Annotated in this window: 13 protein-coding genes; all 13 read left to right on the forward strand. The window is 73.5% G+C overall.

The features are described from left to right. Positions 1 to 71 precede the first annotated feature (71 nt). The 13 genes from NOCJ54_RS30320 (at position 72) to NOCJ54_RS0113405 (ending at position 17,427) form a co-directional block, all read left to right on the forward strand. Positions 72 to 6,152, forward strand: a complete 6,081-nt coding sequence (locus tag NOCJ54_RS30320) for a ThuA domain-containing protein (protein WP_157514902.1) — start codon at positions 72 to 74, stop codon at positions 6,150 to 6,152. A 303-nt stretch (positions 6,153 to 6,455) separates the two neighbouring features. Beyond that, complete coding sequence (locus NOCJ54_RS0113350; protein ID WP_028655891.1) at positions 6,456 to 7,463, forward strand: sugar phosphate isomerase/epimerase family protein; 1,008 nt, start codon at positions 6,456 to 6,458, stop codon at positions 7,461 to 7,463. 25 nt (positions 7,464 to 7,488) lie between these two features. Then, on the forward strand, positions 7,489 to 8,451 hold the full coding sequence (locus NOCJ54_RS25760) for a helix-turn-helix transcriptional regulator (protein WP_186449792.1): 963 nt from the start codon (positions 7,489 to 7,491) through the stop codon (positions 8,449 to 8,451). Between the two features lie 3 nt (positions 8,452 to 8,454). Then, on the forward strand, positions 8,455 to 9,627 hold the full coding sequence (locus NOCJ54_RS0113360; protein WP_084255188.1) for an inositol-3-phosphate synthase: 1,173 nt from the start codon (positions 8,455 to 8,457) through the stop codon (positions 9,625 to 9,627). Next, a complete protein-coding gene (locus NOCJ54_RS0113365) occupies positions 9,624 to 10,505 on the forward strand; it encodes an SCO3242 family prenyltransferase (protein ID WP_028655893.1) in 882 nt (293 codons plus the stop codon). The genes NOCJ54_RS0113360 and NOCJ54_RS0113365 overlap by 4 nt, the downstream gene beginning before the upstream one ends. Next, on the forward strand, positions 10,502 to 11,368 hold the full coding sequence (locus NOCJ54_RS29955) for a sugar phosphate isomerase/epimerase family protein (protein WP_051485825.1): 867 nt from the start codon (positions 10,502 to 10,504) through the stop codon (positions 11,366 to 11,368). Before NOCJ54_RS0113365 ends, NOCJ54_RS29955 begins: the two co-directional genes overlap by 4 nt. After that, entirely contained in the window at positions 11,365 to 12,003 is a 639-nt protein-coding gene (locus NOCJ54_RS29960) for an EboA domain-containing protein (protein WP_186449791.1), read from the forward strand. Before NOCJ54_RS29955 ends, NOCJ54_RS29960 begins: the two co-directional genes overlap by 4 nt. Position 12,004: 1 nt before the next feature. Beyond that, complete coding sequence (locus tag NOCJ54_RS0113380) at positions 12,005 to 12,874, forward strand: TatD family hydrolase (protein ID WP_028655894.1); 870 nt, start codon at positions 12,005 to 12,007, stop codon at positions 12,872 to 12,874. Further along, positions 12,871 to 14,037, forward strand: coding sequence for a metabolite traffic protein EboE (eboE, locus tag NOCJ54_RS0113385; protein WP_028655895.1), 1,167 nt, complete (start codon positions 12,871 to 12,873; stop codon positions 14,035 to 14,037). Before NOCJ54_RS0113380 ends, eboE begins: the two co-directional genes overlap by 4 nt. A gap of 24 nt (positions 14,038 to 14,061) precedes the next feature. Further along, entirely contained in the window at positions 14,062 to 15,456 is a 1,395-nt protein-coding gene (locus NOCJ54_RS0113390) for a nucleotide pyrophosphatase/phosphodiesterase family protein (protein WP_028655896.1), read from the forward strand. Continuing rightward, positions 15,456 to 16,421, forward strand: coding sequence for a polyprenyl synthetase family protein (locus tag NOCJ54_RS28345; protein WP_051485826.1), 966 nt, complete (start codon positions 15,456 to 15,458; stop codon positions 16,419 to 16,421). Before NOCJ54_RS0113390 ends, NOCJ54_RS28345 begins: the two co-directional genes overlap by 1 nt. Further along, on the forward strand, positions 16,400 to 16,984 hold the full coding sequence (locus NOCJ54_RS28350; protein ID WP_051485827.1) for a copper resistance CopC family protein: 585 nt from the start codon (positions 16,400 to 16,402) through the stop codon (positions 16,982 to 16,984). The genes NOCJ54_RS28345 and NOCJ54_RS28350 overlap by 22 nt, the downstream gene beginning before the upstream one ends. 38 nt (positions 16,985 to 17,022) lie before the next feature. Further along, positions 17,023 to 17,427, forward strand: coding sequence for an NUDIX hydrolase (locus NOCJ54_RS0113405; protein ID WP_028655897.1), 405 nt, complete (start codon positions 17,023 to 17,025; stop codon positions 17,425 to 17,427). The last annotated feature ends 107 nt before the right edge of the window (positions 17,428 to 17,534 follow it).

Genomic DNA, 17,534 nt, shown 5'->3' on the forward strand with positions numbered 1-17,534 from the left:
ACCAGGGCCGAACGCCCGGGGACCGCCCCGGAACCGATGGAGCGCACATCCGTCAAACGAAGGGATACGTGATGAAGAACGTCATCACGCGGCTACGGAGAGGCTCGCGCACGACGCTGGGCGCGACCGTCGCCATGATCGTGTCGTTGCCCCTGGGCGCGGCAGCCCTCGCCGGACCCGCCGCAGCGGCACCGGTCGCCGACCGGGCCGCGGCACCTGCGCAGGGCACGTCGGCCCTGAAGGAGGCGGCGCCGCCGAGCAACGCCGTGCCGTGGACGGCCGACAAGGCCGCAGCCGCCGCCGCGGAGGCCGACGAGTTCGACGCGCTCGTCTTCTCCAAGACCGCCGCGTTCCGGCACAGCAGCATCGACGAGGGCGTCGCGGCGATCCAGCAGCTCGGGCTCGAGCACGGCTTCAACGTCACCGCGACCGAGGACAGCACCGTCTTCACCGACGAGAACCTCGAGCAGTACGAGGTCGTCATCTTCCTCTCGACCACCGGCGACGTGCTCAACACCGCCCAGCAGGGCGCGTTCGAGCGCTACATCCAGGCCGGTGGCGGTTACGCAGGCATCCACGCCGCGTCCGACACCGAGTACTCCTGGCCCTGGTACGGCGAGCTGGTCGGCTCCTACTTCGCCAACCACCCGCCGGGCACCCCGACCGCGACCGTCAAGGTCGAGGACCCCGCACACGCCTCCACCGCCGGCATCGCGCCGCTCTGGGAGCGTGTCGACGAGTGGTACAACTTCCAGACGAACCCCCGCGGGAAGGTGCACGTCCTCGCCTCGATGGACGAGTCGACGTACAGCCCCGGCGGCGGCGCGATGGGTGTGGAGCACCCGATCGCCTGGTGCCAGGACTACGACGGCGGCCGCAGCTGGTACACCGGCATGGGCCACACCGAGGAGTCCTTCACCGACGAGACCTTCCTGCAGCACCTGCTCGGCGGCATCCAGTCCGCTGCCGGCGTCGTGCCCTCCGACTGCAAGGCCACCCTCGAGCCCAGCTTCGAGAAGGTCGCGCTCGACGAGAACACGTCGAACCCGATGGAGCTCGACATCGCCGACGACGGTCGGGTGTTCTACATCGACCGCAACGGTGCCGTGCGGATCATCCTGCCGAACGGCTCGGTGGTGACCGCGGGCACGATCCCGGTCTACACCGGCCAGGAGTTCGGCCTGCTCGGCATCGCGCTCGACCCGGACTTCGCCTCGAACAACTGGGTCTACCTCTACTACTCGCCGGCCGGGGCCGCGGCCATCGACCGGATCTCGCGGTTCACGATGGACGGCAACACGCTCCAGCTGGACACCGCGACGACGATCCTCGACGTGCCGACGCAGCGCGACCAGTGCTGCCACGCCGGTGGGTCGCTGGAGTTCGACAAGGACGGCAACCTCTACCTGGCGACGGGTGACAACACCAACCCGTTCGACTCGAGCGGCTACACGCCGATCGACGAGCGCCCGGGCCGTGAGGCCTGGGACGCCCAGCGCACGTCCGGCAACACGAACACCCTCAACGGCAAGGTCCTGCGGATCACGCCGCTGCCGGACGGGGGCTACTCGATCCCCGAGGGCAACCTCTTCGACGAGGACGAGGACACCGACAACAAGACGCGGCCCGAGATCTACGCGATGGGCTTCCGCAACCCGTTCCGGATCGGCCTCGACGAGCAGAACAACAACATCCTCGTCGCCGACTACGGCCCGGACGCCGGAACGACCAGCGCCACGCGGGGTCCCAACGGTCGCGTGGAGTGGAACATCCTCGACGAGCCCGGCAACTACGGCTGGCCGTACTGCGTGGGTGACAACACCCCGTACAACGACTACAACTTCGCCAGCAGCACGGCGGGCGCGGCCTTCGACTGCGACAACCCCGTCAACGACTCGCCCAACAACACCGGCCTGACCCAGCTTCCGCCCGCCAAGCCGGCGGTGATGTGGCAGAGCAACAACCCGTCGATCACCGGCACCCCGGAGATCGGGGCCAGCGGTGCGCCGATGACCTCGGGCACCTACGCCTACGACCCCGACCTGGTCTCCGACCGCAAGTGGCCGGAGTACTTCGACCGCAAGGCGATCTGGGCCGACTGGAACAACAGCCGGCTGTTCACCGTGCAGATGAACGGGGACGGGAGCAGCTACACCGACCTGAACCGCTTCCTCCCCAGCCTGCCCATGGTGCGTCCGCACGCCCTGCAGTTCGGGCCGGACGGTGCGCTCTACATGATCGAGTGGGGCAGCGGCTTCAACGGCAACAACACCGACTCCGGCGTCTACCGGATCGACTACGTCGAGGGCAACCGTGCCCCGGTCGCCCGCGCGACGACGGACCGCACCTCGGGTCCGGCGCCGCTGACCGTCCAGTTCGACGGGACCGCCTCGTTCGACCCCGACACCGGCGACTCGACCGGGCTGACCTACGCCTGGGACTTCGACGGCGACGGTGAGGCCGACTCGACCGACCCGACCGGCAGCCACACCTACACCGACCCGGGCAACTACACCGCCCGGCTCACGGTGACCGACGAGGGTGGCCGCACGGGCACGACGAACATCGACATCGTCTCGGGCAACACCGCCCCGACGGTGAAGCTCGTCCTGCCCCTCAACGGCGGGTTCTTCGACTTCGGTGACCACATCGCGTACGAGGTCGAGGTCACCGACCCGGAGGACGGCGAGATCGACTGCGAGCGCGTCGTCGTGCAGCCGGGCCTCGGCCACGACGAGCACTCGCACGACTACGAGCAGTACCACGGCTGCAGCGGCACCTTCCCGCTGCCGGGCGACGCCGGCCACGTCGGCGCCAACATCTTCGGCACGATCAAGGCCACCTACACCGACGACGGCAACGGGGCGGCCGGTCCGCTCATGGGTGTCGACGGCGTCGTGGTGCACACCAAGCACAAGGAGGCCGAGTTCTTCGACGAGACCGGGCGCACCGGCGAGGAGCCGGGCGGCACCCCGGGCGTGGCGACCCAGGCCACCAGCGACACGGGTGGCGGCCAGATGGTCACCGGCGTGGAGACCGGTGACTGGTTCGGCTGGGACGTCATGAACCTGACCGGGATCACCGGCGCGACCCTGCGGGTCGCCTCGAACACCGACGGTGCTGCCTTCGCCATCCGGCAGGGCTCGCCGACCGGCGAGACGATCGGCACCATCGAGGTCCCGAACACCGGTGGGGCGCAGGCCTTCCAGGAGGTCTCGACCGACTTCACCGGTGCCTCGGAGGACGGCGAGCCGCTGTACTTCGTGGCGACGTCGGGTGGCGCGAACGTCAACTGGATCCAGTTCGAGGGTCGCGGCATCACCGACAACCAGCCGCCGGTGGTGTCGATCAGCGCCAGCACCGACCGTGGCCCGGCCCCGCTGCCCGTGCAGTTCACCAGCGAGGTCGAGGACCCGGACGGCGACGACCCGGTCACCTACGAGTGGAGCTTCGGTGACTCGGAGACCTCCACCGAGGAGAACCCGAGCCACACCTTCACCACGCCCGGCAAGTACGTCGTCTCGCTGACCGCGACCGACGCCCGCGGGGCTGCCACCACGAAGACCCTCGAGGTCACCGCCACCGCCGGGTCGGACACCTGCTTCAGCGGCCGCTCCGACGACTTCCTGGGCAACGCCCTCGACACGGACCGCTGGAACCGCAGCGTCCGCGTCGACCAGTCGCTCACGGTGGTGGACGGGTCGCTGAACATCCCGATCACGGCGACGGACATCTACCAGGGGACCAACACCACCCCGAACATCGTGCTGCAGGACCTGCCGGCCGGTGCCTTCGAGGTGACGACGAAGCTCACGCTGCCGGCCGACCGGGCCTACCAGCAGGGCGGACTCGTGGTCTACGGGGACGACGACAACTACCTGAAGCTCGTCTACTCCGGCCGGTCCAACACCGCCAACAAGGCGAACAACGTGGTCCAGTTCGCCAAGGAGGTCGGCGCCACGGCGACCGAGACGAACACGCCCAACCTGGGTGCGGACTTCCCGGACACCGTGTGGCTGCGGATGACCAGCACCGACGGGAACGAGGTCACGGCGTCGTACAGCAGCGACGGTGCGACCTGGACCGAGGTCACGGGAGTGCGTGACCTGTCCGGCATCAGCAGCCCGAAGGTGGGCCTGCTCGCGCTGGGCAACCAGGCGGGCTCCGTCGGGATCACCGCGGAGTTCGACTACTTCACCATCACCCCCGACGACACGGCCGAGCCGTGCGCCCCGTCGTGCTTCGTCGACACCTTCGACGGCAACACGCTGGGCGGGGACTGGGACGTCGTCCGACCGAGCGGCAACCTCGAGGTGGCCGGTGGCGAGCTGAGCATCCCGCTCGAGGCCACCGACCTCTACCAGAACACGAACAACGCCCGGGACCTGGTCCTCACCGACCTTCCCGACGGACCGTTCGTGGTCACCACCAAGGTCAGCGCCCCGATCAACCGGTCCTACCAGTCCGCGGGCCTGCTGATCTACGGCGACGACGACAACTACATCAAGCACGTGTTCCAGGGTCGCAGCGGCGAGCCGAACTCTGCGTCCAACATCATCCAGACCGCGAAGGAGCTCGACGGCACCGCAGCAGAGACCAACACCCCGTCGCTCGGCGAGGAGTTCCCGAGCACTGTCTGGCTGCGCCTCACCAGCGAGGACGGCGAGCAGGTCATCGGTTCGTACAGCACCGATGGTGAGACCTGGACGGAGATGCCCGGCGGTTACGACCTGACCGGCATCGACGACCCGCGGGTCGGCCTGCTGGCGGCGGCGAACACCAACGACGGAGCCGGCATCACGGCCAGCTTCGACTGGTTCGCCGTGGGTCCGGAGGCCTGTGGTCCGGACGGCGAGCAGCCGGCCGACACCACCGCGCCGACGACGACCATCACCCTGCCGGACGCGGACGGGGAGGCCGGCTGGCACACCAGCCGTCCCTCGTTCACCCTGGCGGCCACGGACGGCCCCGACGGGTCGGGCGTGGAGCTGGTCGAGTACCGCATCGCCGGTGGCGACTGGACCGAGTACACCGACGCCGTCGAGGTGCCCGGTGAGGGCGAGGTCCTGGTCGAGTTCCGGGCGACGGACGCCGCAGGCAACGTCGAGGAGGTCAAGTCCGAGACGGTCAAGGTCGACACGGTCGCTCCGGCCGTGACGGCGGAGGAGGGTGGCGACAAGCCGAAGACCCTCACCCTGACCGCCACCGACGCGACGTCCGGTCTCGACCGGATCGAGTACCAGGTGGACGGCGACACGGAGTGGTCGACCTACTCCTCGCCGCTGTCCTTCGACAGTGGGACCCACGTCGTGCGCTACCGCGCGGTCGACGTGGCGGGCAACGTCTCGGCGGAGGGCACCTCCACCGTCGAGGTCGGCGCCGGCACCACCCCGTCGGTCACCATCACCACGTCCCCGGCGGTGCCGGACGGCCGCCGCGGCTGGTTCAAGGGCCCGGTCACCGTCAGCGTCGCCGGGAGCGGCGGGGTCGGCGACCTGGTCGTGGAGTACCGCATCGACAACGGCCCCTGGACCACCTACACCGCCCCGGTGAAGGTGACCAAGCAGAAGGTCACCCGGGTCCAGGCCCGTGCCCGTGACGAGGACGGCAACGTGTCGCCGATCAAGACCCTGACGGTCAAGATCGACCGCACCGCGCCGCAGGTGAAGGTGACCGGGATCAAGAACGGGGCGCGACTGAGCCCCGCCGCGGTCAAGAACGCCCGGATCACCATCACCGAGCCGGCCTCGAGCGTCGCCACCCGCAAGATCCGCCTGGACGGCAAGGCCGTCGGCCTCCGCCCGCGGATCGACGCGATGGTGCTCCGCACCGGCAAGCACCGCCTCGTGGTCACGGTCGTCGACGCTGCTGGCAACCAGCGCAAGAAGACGGTCACCTTCACGGTGGTCGCCTCCTACGCCAACGGCAAGCAGCTGGTGAACCGGCTCGACCGGGAGAACAAGGTGGGTGCCCGACTGGCCGGCCAGCTCAAGAGCGCACTGGCCACCGCCCAGCGGGCTGACCGGCGCGGCCAGGACCGCCAGGCCGTCCGGTCCCTCACCCGGGTGCAGACCCTCGCCAACGGCGTGCGCAACGCCAAGGCGAAGGCCGCGCTCAAGGACCTCGCCCGCCGCCTGAAGGCCCAGCTCTAGGGCGCCGGCAGAGGAGAGGAGGACGTTCGGATGGGGATGCCCGGCCACGCCGTACCGCTCGGTGCGGCAGCCGACCGCACGCAGGTTCGGCCCTGCGTGACGGCCGGTGGCCGGCTCCCCGTCCCGGACGGGGGAGCGGGACCGCGAGGCTCCGCTCCCCGCGCGCCGGTGCCGGGGCTGTGCGCTCCGCCCCGGCACCGGCTCGCACCGGCCACCAGGCCGACCCAGGACCACCCGTAGGACCCACCGACGTCCGCCGCTGGACGACCAGCTGGACGAACAGCACCGACAAAGGAGCACGCAATGGCACGCCCGATCACCCTCTTCACCGGCCAGTGGGCCGACCTGCCCTTCGAGGACGTCTGCAGACTCGCCTCCGGGTGGGGGTACGACGGCCTCGAGATCGCCTGCTGGGGTGACCACCTCGACGTGTGGCGAGCAGCCGAGGACGACGCCTACGTCCAGGAGAAGCTCGACCTGCTCGAGAAGTACGACCTCAAGACGTGGACCATCTCCAACCACCTCACCGGGCAGGCCGTCTGCGACGACCCGATCGACGAGCGCCACCACGGGATCCTGTCCGAGCGGATCTGGGGCGACGGGGACCCCGAGGGCGTGCGGCAGCGTGCGGCCGAGGAGATGAAGATGACCGCCCGCGCCGCCCAGCGCCTGGGCGTGAGCACCGTCGTCGGGTTCACCGGCTCGGCGATCTGGAAGTACGTCGCGATGTTCCCGCCGGCCACCGAGGAGATGGTCGCCGCGGGCTACCGCGACTTCGCCGACCGCTGGAACCCCATCCTCGACGTCTTCGACGAGGTCGGCGTCCGCTTCGCCCACGAGGTGCACCCCTCGGAGATCGCCTACGACTACTGGACCACCGTCCAGACCCTCGAGGCGATCGGCCACCGGGAGGCCTTCGGGCTCAACTGGGACCCGTCGCACTTCGTGTGGCAGGACCTCGACCCGGTGGGCTTCCTGTGGGACTTCAAGGACCGGATCTACCACGTCGACTGCAAGGACGCGAAGCGCCAGGTCGGCAACGGCCGCAACGGCCGCATGGGCTCGCACCTGCCGTGGGCGGACCCGCGCCGCGGCTGGGACTTCGTCTCCACCGGGCACGGTGACGTCCCGTGGGAGGCGTCCTTCCGGATGCTCAACACCATCGGGTACGACGGCCCGATCTCCGTCGAGTGGGAGGACGCCGGCATGGACCGGCTCGTCGGGGCGCCCGAGGCGCTCGAGTTCGTCCGCCGGCTCGCCTTCGACCCGCCGAGCGCGGCGTTCGACGCGGCGTTCTCGACCTCCTCGTGAGGCCGCGGTGAGCCAGGGCGGTCAGGTGCGTGGCCCGCGGTCCGGCGTACCGCTGGACCTGCGGGCGCGCCGTGGCGAGCTCCGGCTCACCCCGCGGGAGGTGGCGGCCGCGCTCGGCGTGCACACCGCCACCGTGCTGCGGTGGGAGCGGGGCGAGCGGCTCCCCGGGCCGGACGTCATCGCCGCCCTGGCCGGCGTCCTGGCCACCGACCGGGCCGCCGTGGTGGCCTTCTTCGACGCGCACCGCCCACCGCCCCGCCCCGGCACCCGGGTGCGGGCCACCGGGCTGCGCACCCTGCGCCACCGGCGCGGCTGGACCGCGGCGCACGTCGCCGCCGGGCTGGGCGTGCCGGTGGCCACCGTCTTCAACTGGGAGGCCGGCCGCGCCGGCATGCCGCTCGAGCTGCTGCCGCGGCTGGCCTCCCTGATCGGCGCCCCCGCCGGCAGCGTCACGCCGCGCGAGCTCCGCGCTCTGCTCGCCGCGCACCAGCCGCGGCGCAGCAGGCACAGCGGGCCGCTGCAGCGGGCCCGCGCCCGGCGCGGCCTCACCCAGGCCCGCCTCGCCGACCACCTCGGCGTCTCGCGGCACCTCGTCGGAGCGTGGGAGCGCGGCCGCGCGCCCCGCCTGGCCCACCAGCGCCGGCTCGCCGAGGTGCTCGGCACCGACGTCGCCACGGTGAGCGCCTGGTTCGCGACCACCCCGCCGCTCGGCCTGCGCCCCGCCGCCTGGCGGCCGGGCGACCTGCCGCAGGTGCTGCGCGACCTGCGTGCCTGGAGCGGGCTCACCCAGCGCGACGTCGCGCGCCACTGCGGCCGCTCGACGTCCGCGGTCCGCAGCTGGGAGGCCGGGCGCAAGGTGCCGCCCGCCGCCCAGCGCGCCGCCCTCGCCGCGCTCTACCGACTTCCCGCCGGCGCCCTCGACGCCGCGATCCCCGGCCGGTCCCGGCCGACCCCCGTGGTGCGTCGCACCACCCGAGCAGCAAGGTGACCCATGCAGAACACCCCCAACCCTGACCACGAGCGCGGCACCGACGTCCGCGACCGGCGTGGTGGCGGCACCGGCGTGTGGTTCGTCGGCGCGGGCGGCTCGGTGGCGACGACCGCTGTCGTCGGCGCGCTCGGCGTCAGCCACGGCCTCGTGCCGACCACCGGCCTGGTCACCGAGCTGCCCGAGCTCGCACCCGACGGCCTCGTCGGGATCGCGGACCTCTTCTTCGGCGGGCACGAGCTCGGCTCCGGGTCGATGGCGAAGAAGGCGGAGGCGCTGGTCAGCGCCGGGGTCCTGCCCGCCGGGGTCCTCGGAGCCGTCGCGGCCGACCTCGCCACCGTCGACGCCGAGGTGCGGCCGGGGTACGTCGTGGGGGAGGAGCCCGTCGCCGTGGCGGTCGAGCGCCTCGCCGGCGACATCACCGCGTTCGCGCACAAGCACCAGCTGGACCGGGTCGTGGTGGTCGACGTCGCCAGCACCCAACCGCCCGTCGACGACCCCGACGCGGTCACCGCCGTCGACCACGCGCTGCCGGTCACCGCGGTCTACGCCCTCGCCGCGTTCCGCGCCGGCGCGCCGTACGTCTCCTTCACCCCGAGCCCGTGCCTGCGCCTGCCGGTCGTCGTCGACGCCGCGGCGCGCAGCGGCCTGCCGTACGCCGGGTGCGACGGCAAGACCGGGGAGACGCTGGTGAAGTCCGCGCTCGCGCCGATGTTCGCCACCCGGGCGCTGGCGCTGCAGTCGTGGACGTCGGTCAACCTGCTCGGCGGCGGCGACGGCGCGACCCTCGCCGACCCCGAGGCTGCCCGCAGCAAGACCGCCACGAAGCGCAGCGGGCTCGACGCCATCGTCGGGCACGCCGTGCCGGGACCGATGCACATCGACCAGGTCGAGGACCTCGGCGAGTGGAAGACGGCGTGGGACCACGTCCGCTTCGACGGCTTCCTCGGCGCCCGGATGACGCTGCAGTTCACCTGGCAGGGCTGCGACTCGGCGCTCGCCGCGCCACTCGTGCTCGACCTCGTCCGGCTCGTCTCGGCCGCGCACGCCGCCGGCCGGTCCGGCCCGCTGCCCGAGCTCGCGTTCTTCTTCAAGGACCCCGTCGGCGCGAGCGAGCACCGCCTCGCCGAGCAGTGGCACACCCTGGTCGCCTGGCGCCGGGAGCTGGCCGCATGACCGGGGCCCCCGCCGTGCGCGACCTCACCGAGCTGGTGCGGGCACCGGCGGCGCTGACGGTGCCCGGTGACGCGTGGTCCGGTGCCGCCTGGGCGGGGGCAGGGGGTACGACGGCAGCGCTCATGCCGCTGGGCTCGGTCTGCCTCTACTGGTCCGGCATGGCACTCAACGACTGGGCGGACCGCGAGGTCGACGCGGTCGAGCGGCCCGAGCGGGTCATCCCCTCCGGACGCGTGGGTGCCGGCACGGCCCTCGGCGTCGCGGTGGGCCTCGGCGCCGCCGGGGTGGCCCTGACGGCCGCCGCGGGCGGTCGCCGCGCGCTGCGGCTGAGCGTCCCGCTCGCCGTTCTCGTCGCGGCCTACGACGTGGTGGCCAAGGACTCGCCCGCCGGTCCGGCTGTGATGGCCTCGACCCGCGGCCTCGACGTGCTGCTCGGCGCGGCGACCTCACCGGCCGCTGCCGCCGCCCCCGCCGCCGCTGTCGCCGTCCACACCGCCGGTGTCACGCTGCTCAGCCGCGGCGAGGTGCACGGCACCCGCCGTACCTCCGCCGTCGCAGCGATGGCCGCGACCGGCGCCGCCGCAGCGATCGCGTGGACCGCGGTCCGGCGCGACCCCGCCGTGCCCGCCGCCCACCGCTGGGCGGCCACCGCTTTCGCGCTGCTCTACGCCGCCCGGGTCGGCACCGCCCAGGCCCGTGCGGCGGCCACCCCGGACGACGCGGGCCGGGTCCGTGCCGCGACCGGCACGGGCATCGGCGGGCTCACCCTCCTGCAGGCGGCCTGCCTGGCCGGCCGTGGCCGCGTCCTCCCCGCGGCCACGGTCGCCGGTGCCGGCCCGCTGCTGCGCCGGCTCGCCCGGGTGGTGAGCCCGACGTGAGCGTGCGCCTCGGCTACGGCCTCAACGGCTTCGCCGGCCACCGGCTCGCCGACGCCTGCGCCGTCGTGGCCGGGCTCGGCTACGAGGGGGTCGGCCTGACCCTCGACCAGCCGCACCTCGACCCCTTCGGTGACCTGCCCGGCCAGGTCGCGCACGCCCGCCGCTGCCTCGAGGTGCACGACCTCGCCTCGGTCGTGGAGACCGGCTCGCGCTACGTGCTCGACCCCTGGCACAAGCACGAGCCGACGCTGGTCAGCGACGAGGGCCGGGAGCGTCGTACCGACCTGCTGCTGCGTGCGGTCCGTATCGCCGCCGAGCTCGGCTCGGAGGCGGTGTCGTGCTGGTCGGGCACGGCGCCCGCCGGCGTCGGTGCGGCGGAGCTGTGGCGCCGCGTCCTCGACGGCCTCGGCCCGGTGGTCGACGCGGCCGCCGCGCTCGGTGTCGTGCTCTGCGTCGAGCCCGAGCCCGGCATGTTCCTCGCCACCCTCGACGACGTGCTCGAGCTCCGGCAACGCCTCGGCGCGCCCGAGCACCTGCGGGTCACCCTCGACCTCGGCCACCTGGTCTGCAACGAGCCCCGCCCGCCGGCCGACACGGTGCGCCGTGCCGGGCCGCTGCTGGCCAACGTGCAGGTCGACGACATGGTGCGCGACGTCCACGAGCACCTCGAGCTCGGCCACGGCGAGCTCGACCTCGACGCCGTGCTCGCCGCCCTCGTCGAGGTCGGGTACGCCGGCCTGGCCTGCGTCGAGCTGCCCCGCCACTCGCACGCGGCCCCCGCCGTGGCCGCGTCGACCATGTCCGCCCTGCGCGCCTCGCTCGACCGGCTCGGCGCCACCACCCCGGCAGGAGGAGCCCGATGACGTCCACCCCGCTCCTGGTCCCCGCCGACCGGCTGCGCTCGGCCCTGCCGCCCGCCGCCGTCGCCGCCCTCGACGAGATGGCCGCCCGGGTCGCGGCCGACCCGCGCACCCTCGGCCGGGTCTTCCCCGCCGCGGCCCGGCGCACGGCCCGGGGCGACCTCGGCGAGGGCGGTCCGCGGATCGAGGACGCCGTCCGGGTCGAGCTCGTGGTGCGGGCCGCCGCGGCGCTCGGCCCCGAGGAGGTCGGCGCCGAGCTGGAGCAGCTCTACCGCTACGGCGACGCCGACGAGAAGCGGGCGGTGCTGCTGGCCCTGTCCGTGCTCGACGGGCAGGTCGACGGGCGCGAGGTGCTGCTCGACGCGCTGCGGACCAACGACGTCCGCCTCGTCGCGGCGGCGATGGGCCCGCACGCCCGCACCCTCTCCGACCACGAGTGGCGCCACGGCGTGCTCAAGTGCCTGTTCGTCGGGGTTCCCCTCGCCGAGGTGGCCGACCTCGACACCCGCGCCGACGCCGAGCTCGTCGCGATGGTCCGGCGCTACGCCGACGAACGACGGGCGGCGGGACGGCCGGTGCCGGAGGACGCCACGTCCCTGCTCGCCCGCACCGACACCACCACCGGCCAGGAGGGCTGAGATGCGCATCTTCGATCCCCACATCCACATGACGTCGCGCACGACCGACGACTACGAGCGGATGCACGCGGCCGGCGTACGCGCGCTGGTGGAGCCGGCGTTCTGGCTCGGCCAGCCCCGCACCCACGTCGCGTCCTTCGTCGACTACTTCGACGCGCTCGTCGGCTGGGAGCGGTTCCGGGCCGCGCAGTTCGGGATCGTGCACCACTGCACGATCGCGCTCAACCCCAAGGAGGCGAACGACCCGCGCTGCACCGAGGTGCTCGACGTGCTGCCGCGCTACCTCGCGAAGGACGGCGTGGTCGCGGTGGGCGAGATCGGCTTCGACTCGATGACCACCGAGGAGGAGAAGGCGTTCGTGCGCCAGCTCGAGCTCGCCGTCGAGTTCGAGCTCCCCGCGTTGGTGCACACACCGCACCGCGACAAGGAGGCCGGCACCCGGCGGACCCTCGAGCTCGTGGAGGCCTCCGGCATCGGCGCGCACCGCGTCGTCGTGGACCACCTCAACGAGATGACGGTCGGCGCCGTGGCCGACAGCGGTTGCTGGATGGGCTTCTCGATCTACCCCGACACCAAGATGGACGAGCACCGCATGGTGCGGATCCTCCAGGAGCGCGGGCTGGAGCGGGTGCTGGTCAACTCCGCCGCCGACTGGGGCCGCAGCGACCCGCTCAAGACCGCGAAGACCGGGCAGGCGATGCTCGAGGCCGGGTTCAGCGAGGACGACGTGGACCGCGTGCTGTGGCGCAACCCCGTCGAGTTCTTCGGGCAGAGCGGCCGGCTCCTCCTCGACCAGGTCGACGCGGAGCCGGACCTCGCCCAGACCTTCCAGGGCAACTCCGTGCTCCGCGGGCCGAGGGCCGACGCATGAGGTACCAGCACCCCGACGGTTCGCTCGTCCACCTCGCCTACGGCACCAACGTGCTGCCGGCGCAGGACATCGACGGCATCGCGGCCCAGGCGACGACCTTCGGCGAGCAGCTGCGCCGGCGGCTCGGCGTCGACCGGGTCGGGCTGGGCATGTGGCTGCCCGCGGTCGCCGCGCACCGCCTCGCCGCCGACCCGGCCGAGCTGCAGCGCCTCCGCAAGATCCTCGACCACCACGGGGTCGAGGTGGTCACCCTCAACGCCTTCCCGTACGCCGACTTCCAGGGCGAGGTCGTGAAGAAGGCGGTCTACCACCCGACGTGGAGCGAGCGGGACCGCCTCGACCACACCCTCGCCGCGGCGCGCGTGCTCGCCGGGCTGCTGCCCGACGACGTCGCGCAGGGCTCGATCTCCTCGCTCCCGCTCGGCTGGCACGCGCCCTGGCTGGCCGACCGGCAGCACGCGGCGGAGGACCACCTCGCCGAGCTGGCCGAGGGCCTGGCCGCGCTCGCCGGGGAGACCGGGCGCACCGTCCGGGTCGGCCTCGAGCCGGAGCCGGGCTGCGTCATCGAGACCACCGCCGAGGCCGTGGCCCGGCTCGGTGCCGTGGACCGCGACTGGGTCGGCGTGTGCCTCGACCTGTGCCACCTCGCCGTCGGGTTCGAGTCGGCCGAGGACGCCCTGGCCAGCCTCGACCAGGCCGGCCTGCGCGTCGTGAAGGCCCAGCCGGCCGCCGCGCTGGTCGTCGACGACCCGGCCGACGTCGCGGCGCGCACCGCCCTGTCGTCGTACGCCGAGGACCGCTTCCTGCACCAGGTCCGGCAGCAGGCGGGTGCGCGGCTGGTCGGTCGCGACGACCTGCCCGAGGCGCTCGACGGCCGGCGGGCGCTGCGCACCGGCACCCCGTGGCGGGTGCACTTCCACGTCCCGGTGCACGCGGACCCGACCCCGCCGCTGCGCAACAGCCGCGACGACCTGTCCGCCTCGCTGGCCGCGCTGGTCGGTGGTCCCCGCGCCCGGGTCCACCACCTCGAGGTCGAGACCTACACCTGGTCGGTGCTCCCCGGCGGCCAGCCCGACGGCGACGCCGCGCTCGCGGAGGGCATGGCCGCGGAGCTGGGCTGGGTCCACCGCGAGGTCGTCGGCCTCGGCCTCACCCCCTGCTGAGCACCCACCCACCCGGAGGACCCCATGGACCAGCTGCTCGTCGTCGACCTCGTCGGCCTCACCCCCGACCTGCTCCAGCACATGCCGCGGCTGCGGCGCCTGGCCGAGCGGGGCTCGTCCGCACCGCTCGACCCGGTCCTGCCGGCCGTCACCTGCTCGGTCCAGTCGACCTTCCTGACCGGCCTGCCGCCGTCGGAGCACGGCATCGTGGGCAACGGCTGGTACTTCCGCGACCTCGGCGAGGTCTACCTCTGGCGCCAGCACAACCGCCTGGTCGCGGGGGAGAAGGTGTGGGAGACGGTGCGCCGGCACGTGCCCGACTACACCGTGGCGAACGTGTGCTGGTGGTACGCCATGGGCGCGTCGACCGACTGGACCGTCACCCCGCGGCCGATCTACTACGCCGACGGCAAGAAGGCGCCGGACTGCTACACGCGCCCGGTCGGGCTGCACGACGAGCTGGTCGACGAGCTCGGCCCGTTCCCGCTGTTCCAGTACTGGGGGCCGACCGCCTCGATCCGCTCCACCGAGTGGATCGTCGGCGCGACCCGCCGGTTGCTGCCGCGGGCCGACCTGACCCTGGCCTACCTGCCGCACCTCGACTACGACCTCCAGCGCTACGGACCGGACTCCCCGCAGGCGAGGAAGGCCGCGCGGGACGTCGACACCGCGCTCTCGCCGCTGCTCATGGACGCCGAGCTGCTCGGAGCCCGCGTCGTCGTGCTGTCCGAGTACGGCATCACCCGGGCCGACACCCCCGTCGACGTCAACCGCGCCCTGCGGGCCGCGCACCTGCTGGAGGTCTACACGCAGGACGGGATGGAGTACCTCGACCCGTGGGCCTCGCGGGCGTTCGCCGTCGCCGACCACCAGGTCGCGCACGTCTACGTCGCGGATCCTGCCGACCTCGAGCGGGTGCGGGAGATCTGCACAGACCTGCCCGGCGTCGCGGAGGTGCTCGACCGGTCCGGCCAGGCGGCGTACGGCCTCGACCACGAGCGGGCCGGCGAGCTGGTGCTCGTCGCGGAGCCGACAGCCTGGTTCACCTACTACTACTGGGAGGACGACGCCCGCGCGCCGGACTTCGCCCGCGGCGTCGAGATCCACCGCAAGCCGGGCTACGACCCCGCCGAGCTCTTCTTCGACCCGGACGACCGGCTGGTCAAGGCCCGGGCCGCGCTCACCCTGGCCCGCAAGGCCGCCGGGCTGCGGTACTCCATGAAGGTCGTCCCGCTCGACCCTGCACCGGTGCGCGGCACGCACGGCCGGCTCCCCGCGCGCGACGAGGAGGGGCCGATGGTGATCTGCGACCAGCCCGGCGTGCTGGGCGACCGGGTCGCCGCGCAGGGCGTGCGGGACCTGCTGCTCGACCTCGTCGGCGTCGGTGCCGGGCGAGCAGTGGGGTCGACGGTGCCGTGATGGACCCCGCGCTCCTGCTCGACCGCGTGCGCGAGCGGCTGCGCGCGCCGGCGGGCTGCGGCGCCGCGTCCCTCGACCGGGTCGTCGCCGACGCCATGCGCCCGGGCAAGTTGCTGCGCCCCGACCTCCTCCTGCGGAGCGCGGCGGCTGCCGGCGGCGTCGACGACGACCTCGCCGAGCGGTTCGTCGCGGGGGCCACCGCGATCGAGCTGCTGCACCTGGCGACGCTGGTGCACGACGACATCATCGACGGCTCACCGCTGCGCCGCGGGCGGCCCTCCGTCGTCGCGTCCGTCGGCGCCGAGCAGGCGATCGTCGTCGGCGACCTGCTGCTGGCCCGCGGGGTCGCCGCCGCCGCGGACGCCGGGGTGGCAGCCACGTGGGCCCGGGCGCTCGCCTGCATGGCCACCGGACAGCTCCTCGAGCCGGACCTCGTCGCCGCCCCCTCGATCGCCGCGCACGCGGAGTACGTCTCGCTCAAGACCGCAGAGCTCTTCCGGGCCAGCGCCGAGGCCGGCGCCCTGATCGCCGGCGCACCGCCCGGGCGGGTCCGTGCCCTCGGCCGGTTCGCGCTCCACTTCGGCATGGCCTTCCAGCACCTCGACGACCTGCTCGACGTGCTGGGGGACCCGGACCGGATGGGCAAGCCCACCGGGCTGGATGCGGCCAACGGCGTACCCACCGCGGTGTCGCTGCTCGCCGGGCGCGACACCGGCGAGGACGTCGCCGGCCTGGTCGGCCGCGAGCTCGATGCCGCCGTTGCCGCCCTGGCCGCGGCGGGCGTCCCCGACGACCTTGCCCGGTGGGCCACCGCGTCGCTGCGCCGGGCCCTGCGCGCGTCCGGCGCCGACGACCACCACCCCCTCGCTGCCGGCGTGACCGCGGTCCTCGACCGCGTCGACCGACGGCTCGCCACCCCCACCCCGATGACGGAGCCCCAGCCATGCGCTACCTCGACCCCCTGACCCATCCCCTCGACCACCCCCTCGACCACGCCCCGCGGCGCCCGGCGATCCTGGCCCTGGTGGTCGCGCTGCTCGCCGCGCTCGCGGCGTGGGTGCCGGCGCCACCGGCAGCCGCCCACGACGACCTGGTCCTCTCCGACCCCGCCGACTCCGGCGTCGTCGAGGAGCTGCCGTCGCGGGCAGTGCTCACCCTCAGCGGACCGGTGCGCAAGGTGCGCGAGGTCACCGTGACCGGACCCGAGGGCGACGTGACCAACGGCGCGCCCTCCGTGTACGGTGCGGAGGTCCGGCAGAACCTCTGGGCCGGACCTGACGGGGACTACGTGATCGCCTACGAGGTGGTCTCCTCCGACGGGCACGAGGTGACCGGCGAGATCCACTTCGAGGTCGGCCCGACGTCCGGTCCCACCGCGACCGCCATCGCCCGCGAGCAGGCGGAGGGCTCCGGCGGCTGGGACGGCAGCCTCGGCATCCTCGTCCTCGGCGGCGTCCTCGTGGCCGGCGCGGGTGGCCTGGTCGTCGTACGCCGCCGGCGGCTCGGCGGCGAGCAGTCCCGGGCCTGATCGCGGGCGCGGTCGCCCGGCGCGAGAGACTGGGCCTCGTGCCCGCCCCCACCAGCCCCGACGCCCCGACCATCGTCGTCGCCGCGGTCGCCCTGGTCCGCGACGGCGCGGTGCTGACCGTCCGCAAGCGCGGCACCTCGCGGTTCATGCTCGTCGGCGGCAAGCTCGAGCCGGGCGAGGACGCCCGCGACGCCGCGGTCCGCGAGGCCCGCGAGGAGGTCGGCCTCGAGCTCGCCGACGTCGAGCTGCTCGGTGAGTACGTCTCCGACGCCGCCAACGAGCCCGGCCACCGGCTGGTCTCCACGGTCTTCACCGCGACCAGTGCCGGCGACCCGGTCGCGGCCGCCGAGATCGCCGAGCTCCGCTGGACCCCCCTCGACCCCGCCGGCCTCGACGACCTCGCCCCGATGCTCGAGCACCACGTGCTGCCCGCGCTGCGCTAGCTGTGCTTGATTGCGCGAGCGTGTCGCCTGTCGAGGGCTGCGCGCAGGCCTCGCAAGCTCGGCCCGCACTTGCCCTCGACGCGCCTTCGGCGCGGGCGCCACGCTGC

It is taken from the genome of Nocardioides sp. J54, from assembly GCF_000519005.1.
GTDB lineage: Bacteria > Actinomycetota > Actinomycetes > Propionibacteriales > Nocardioidaceae > Nocardioides.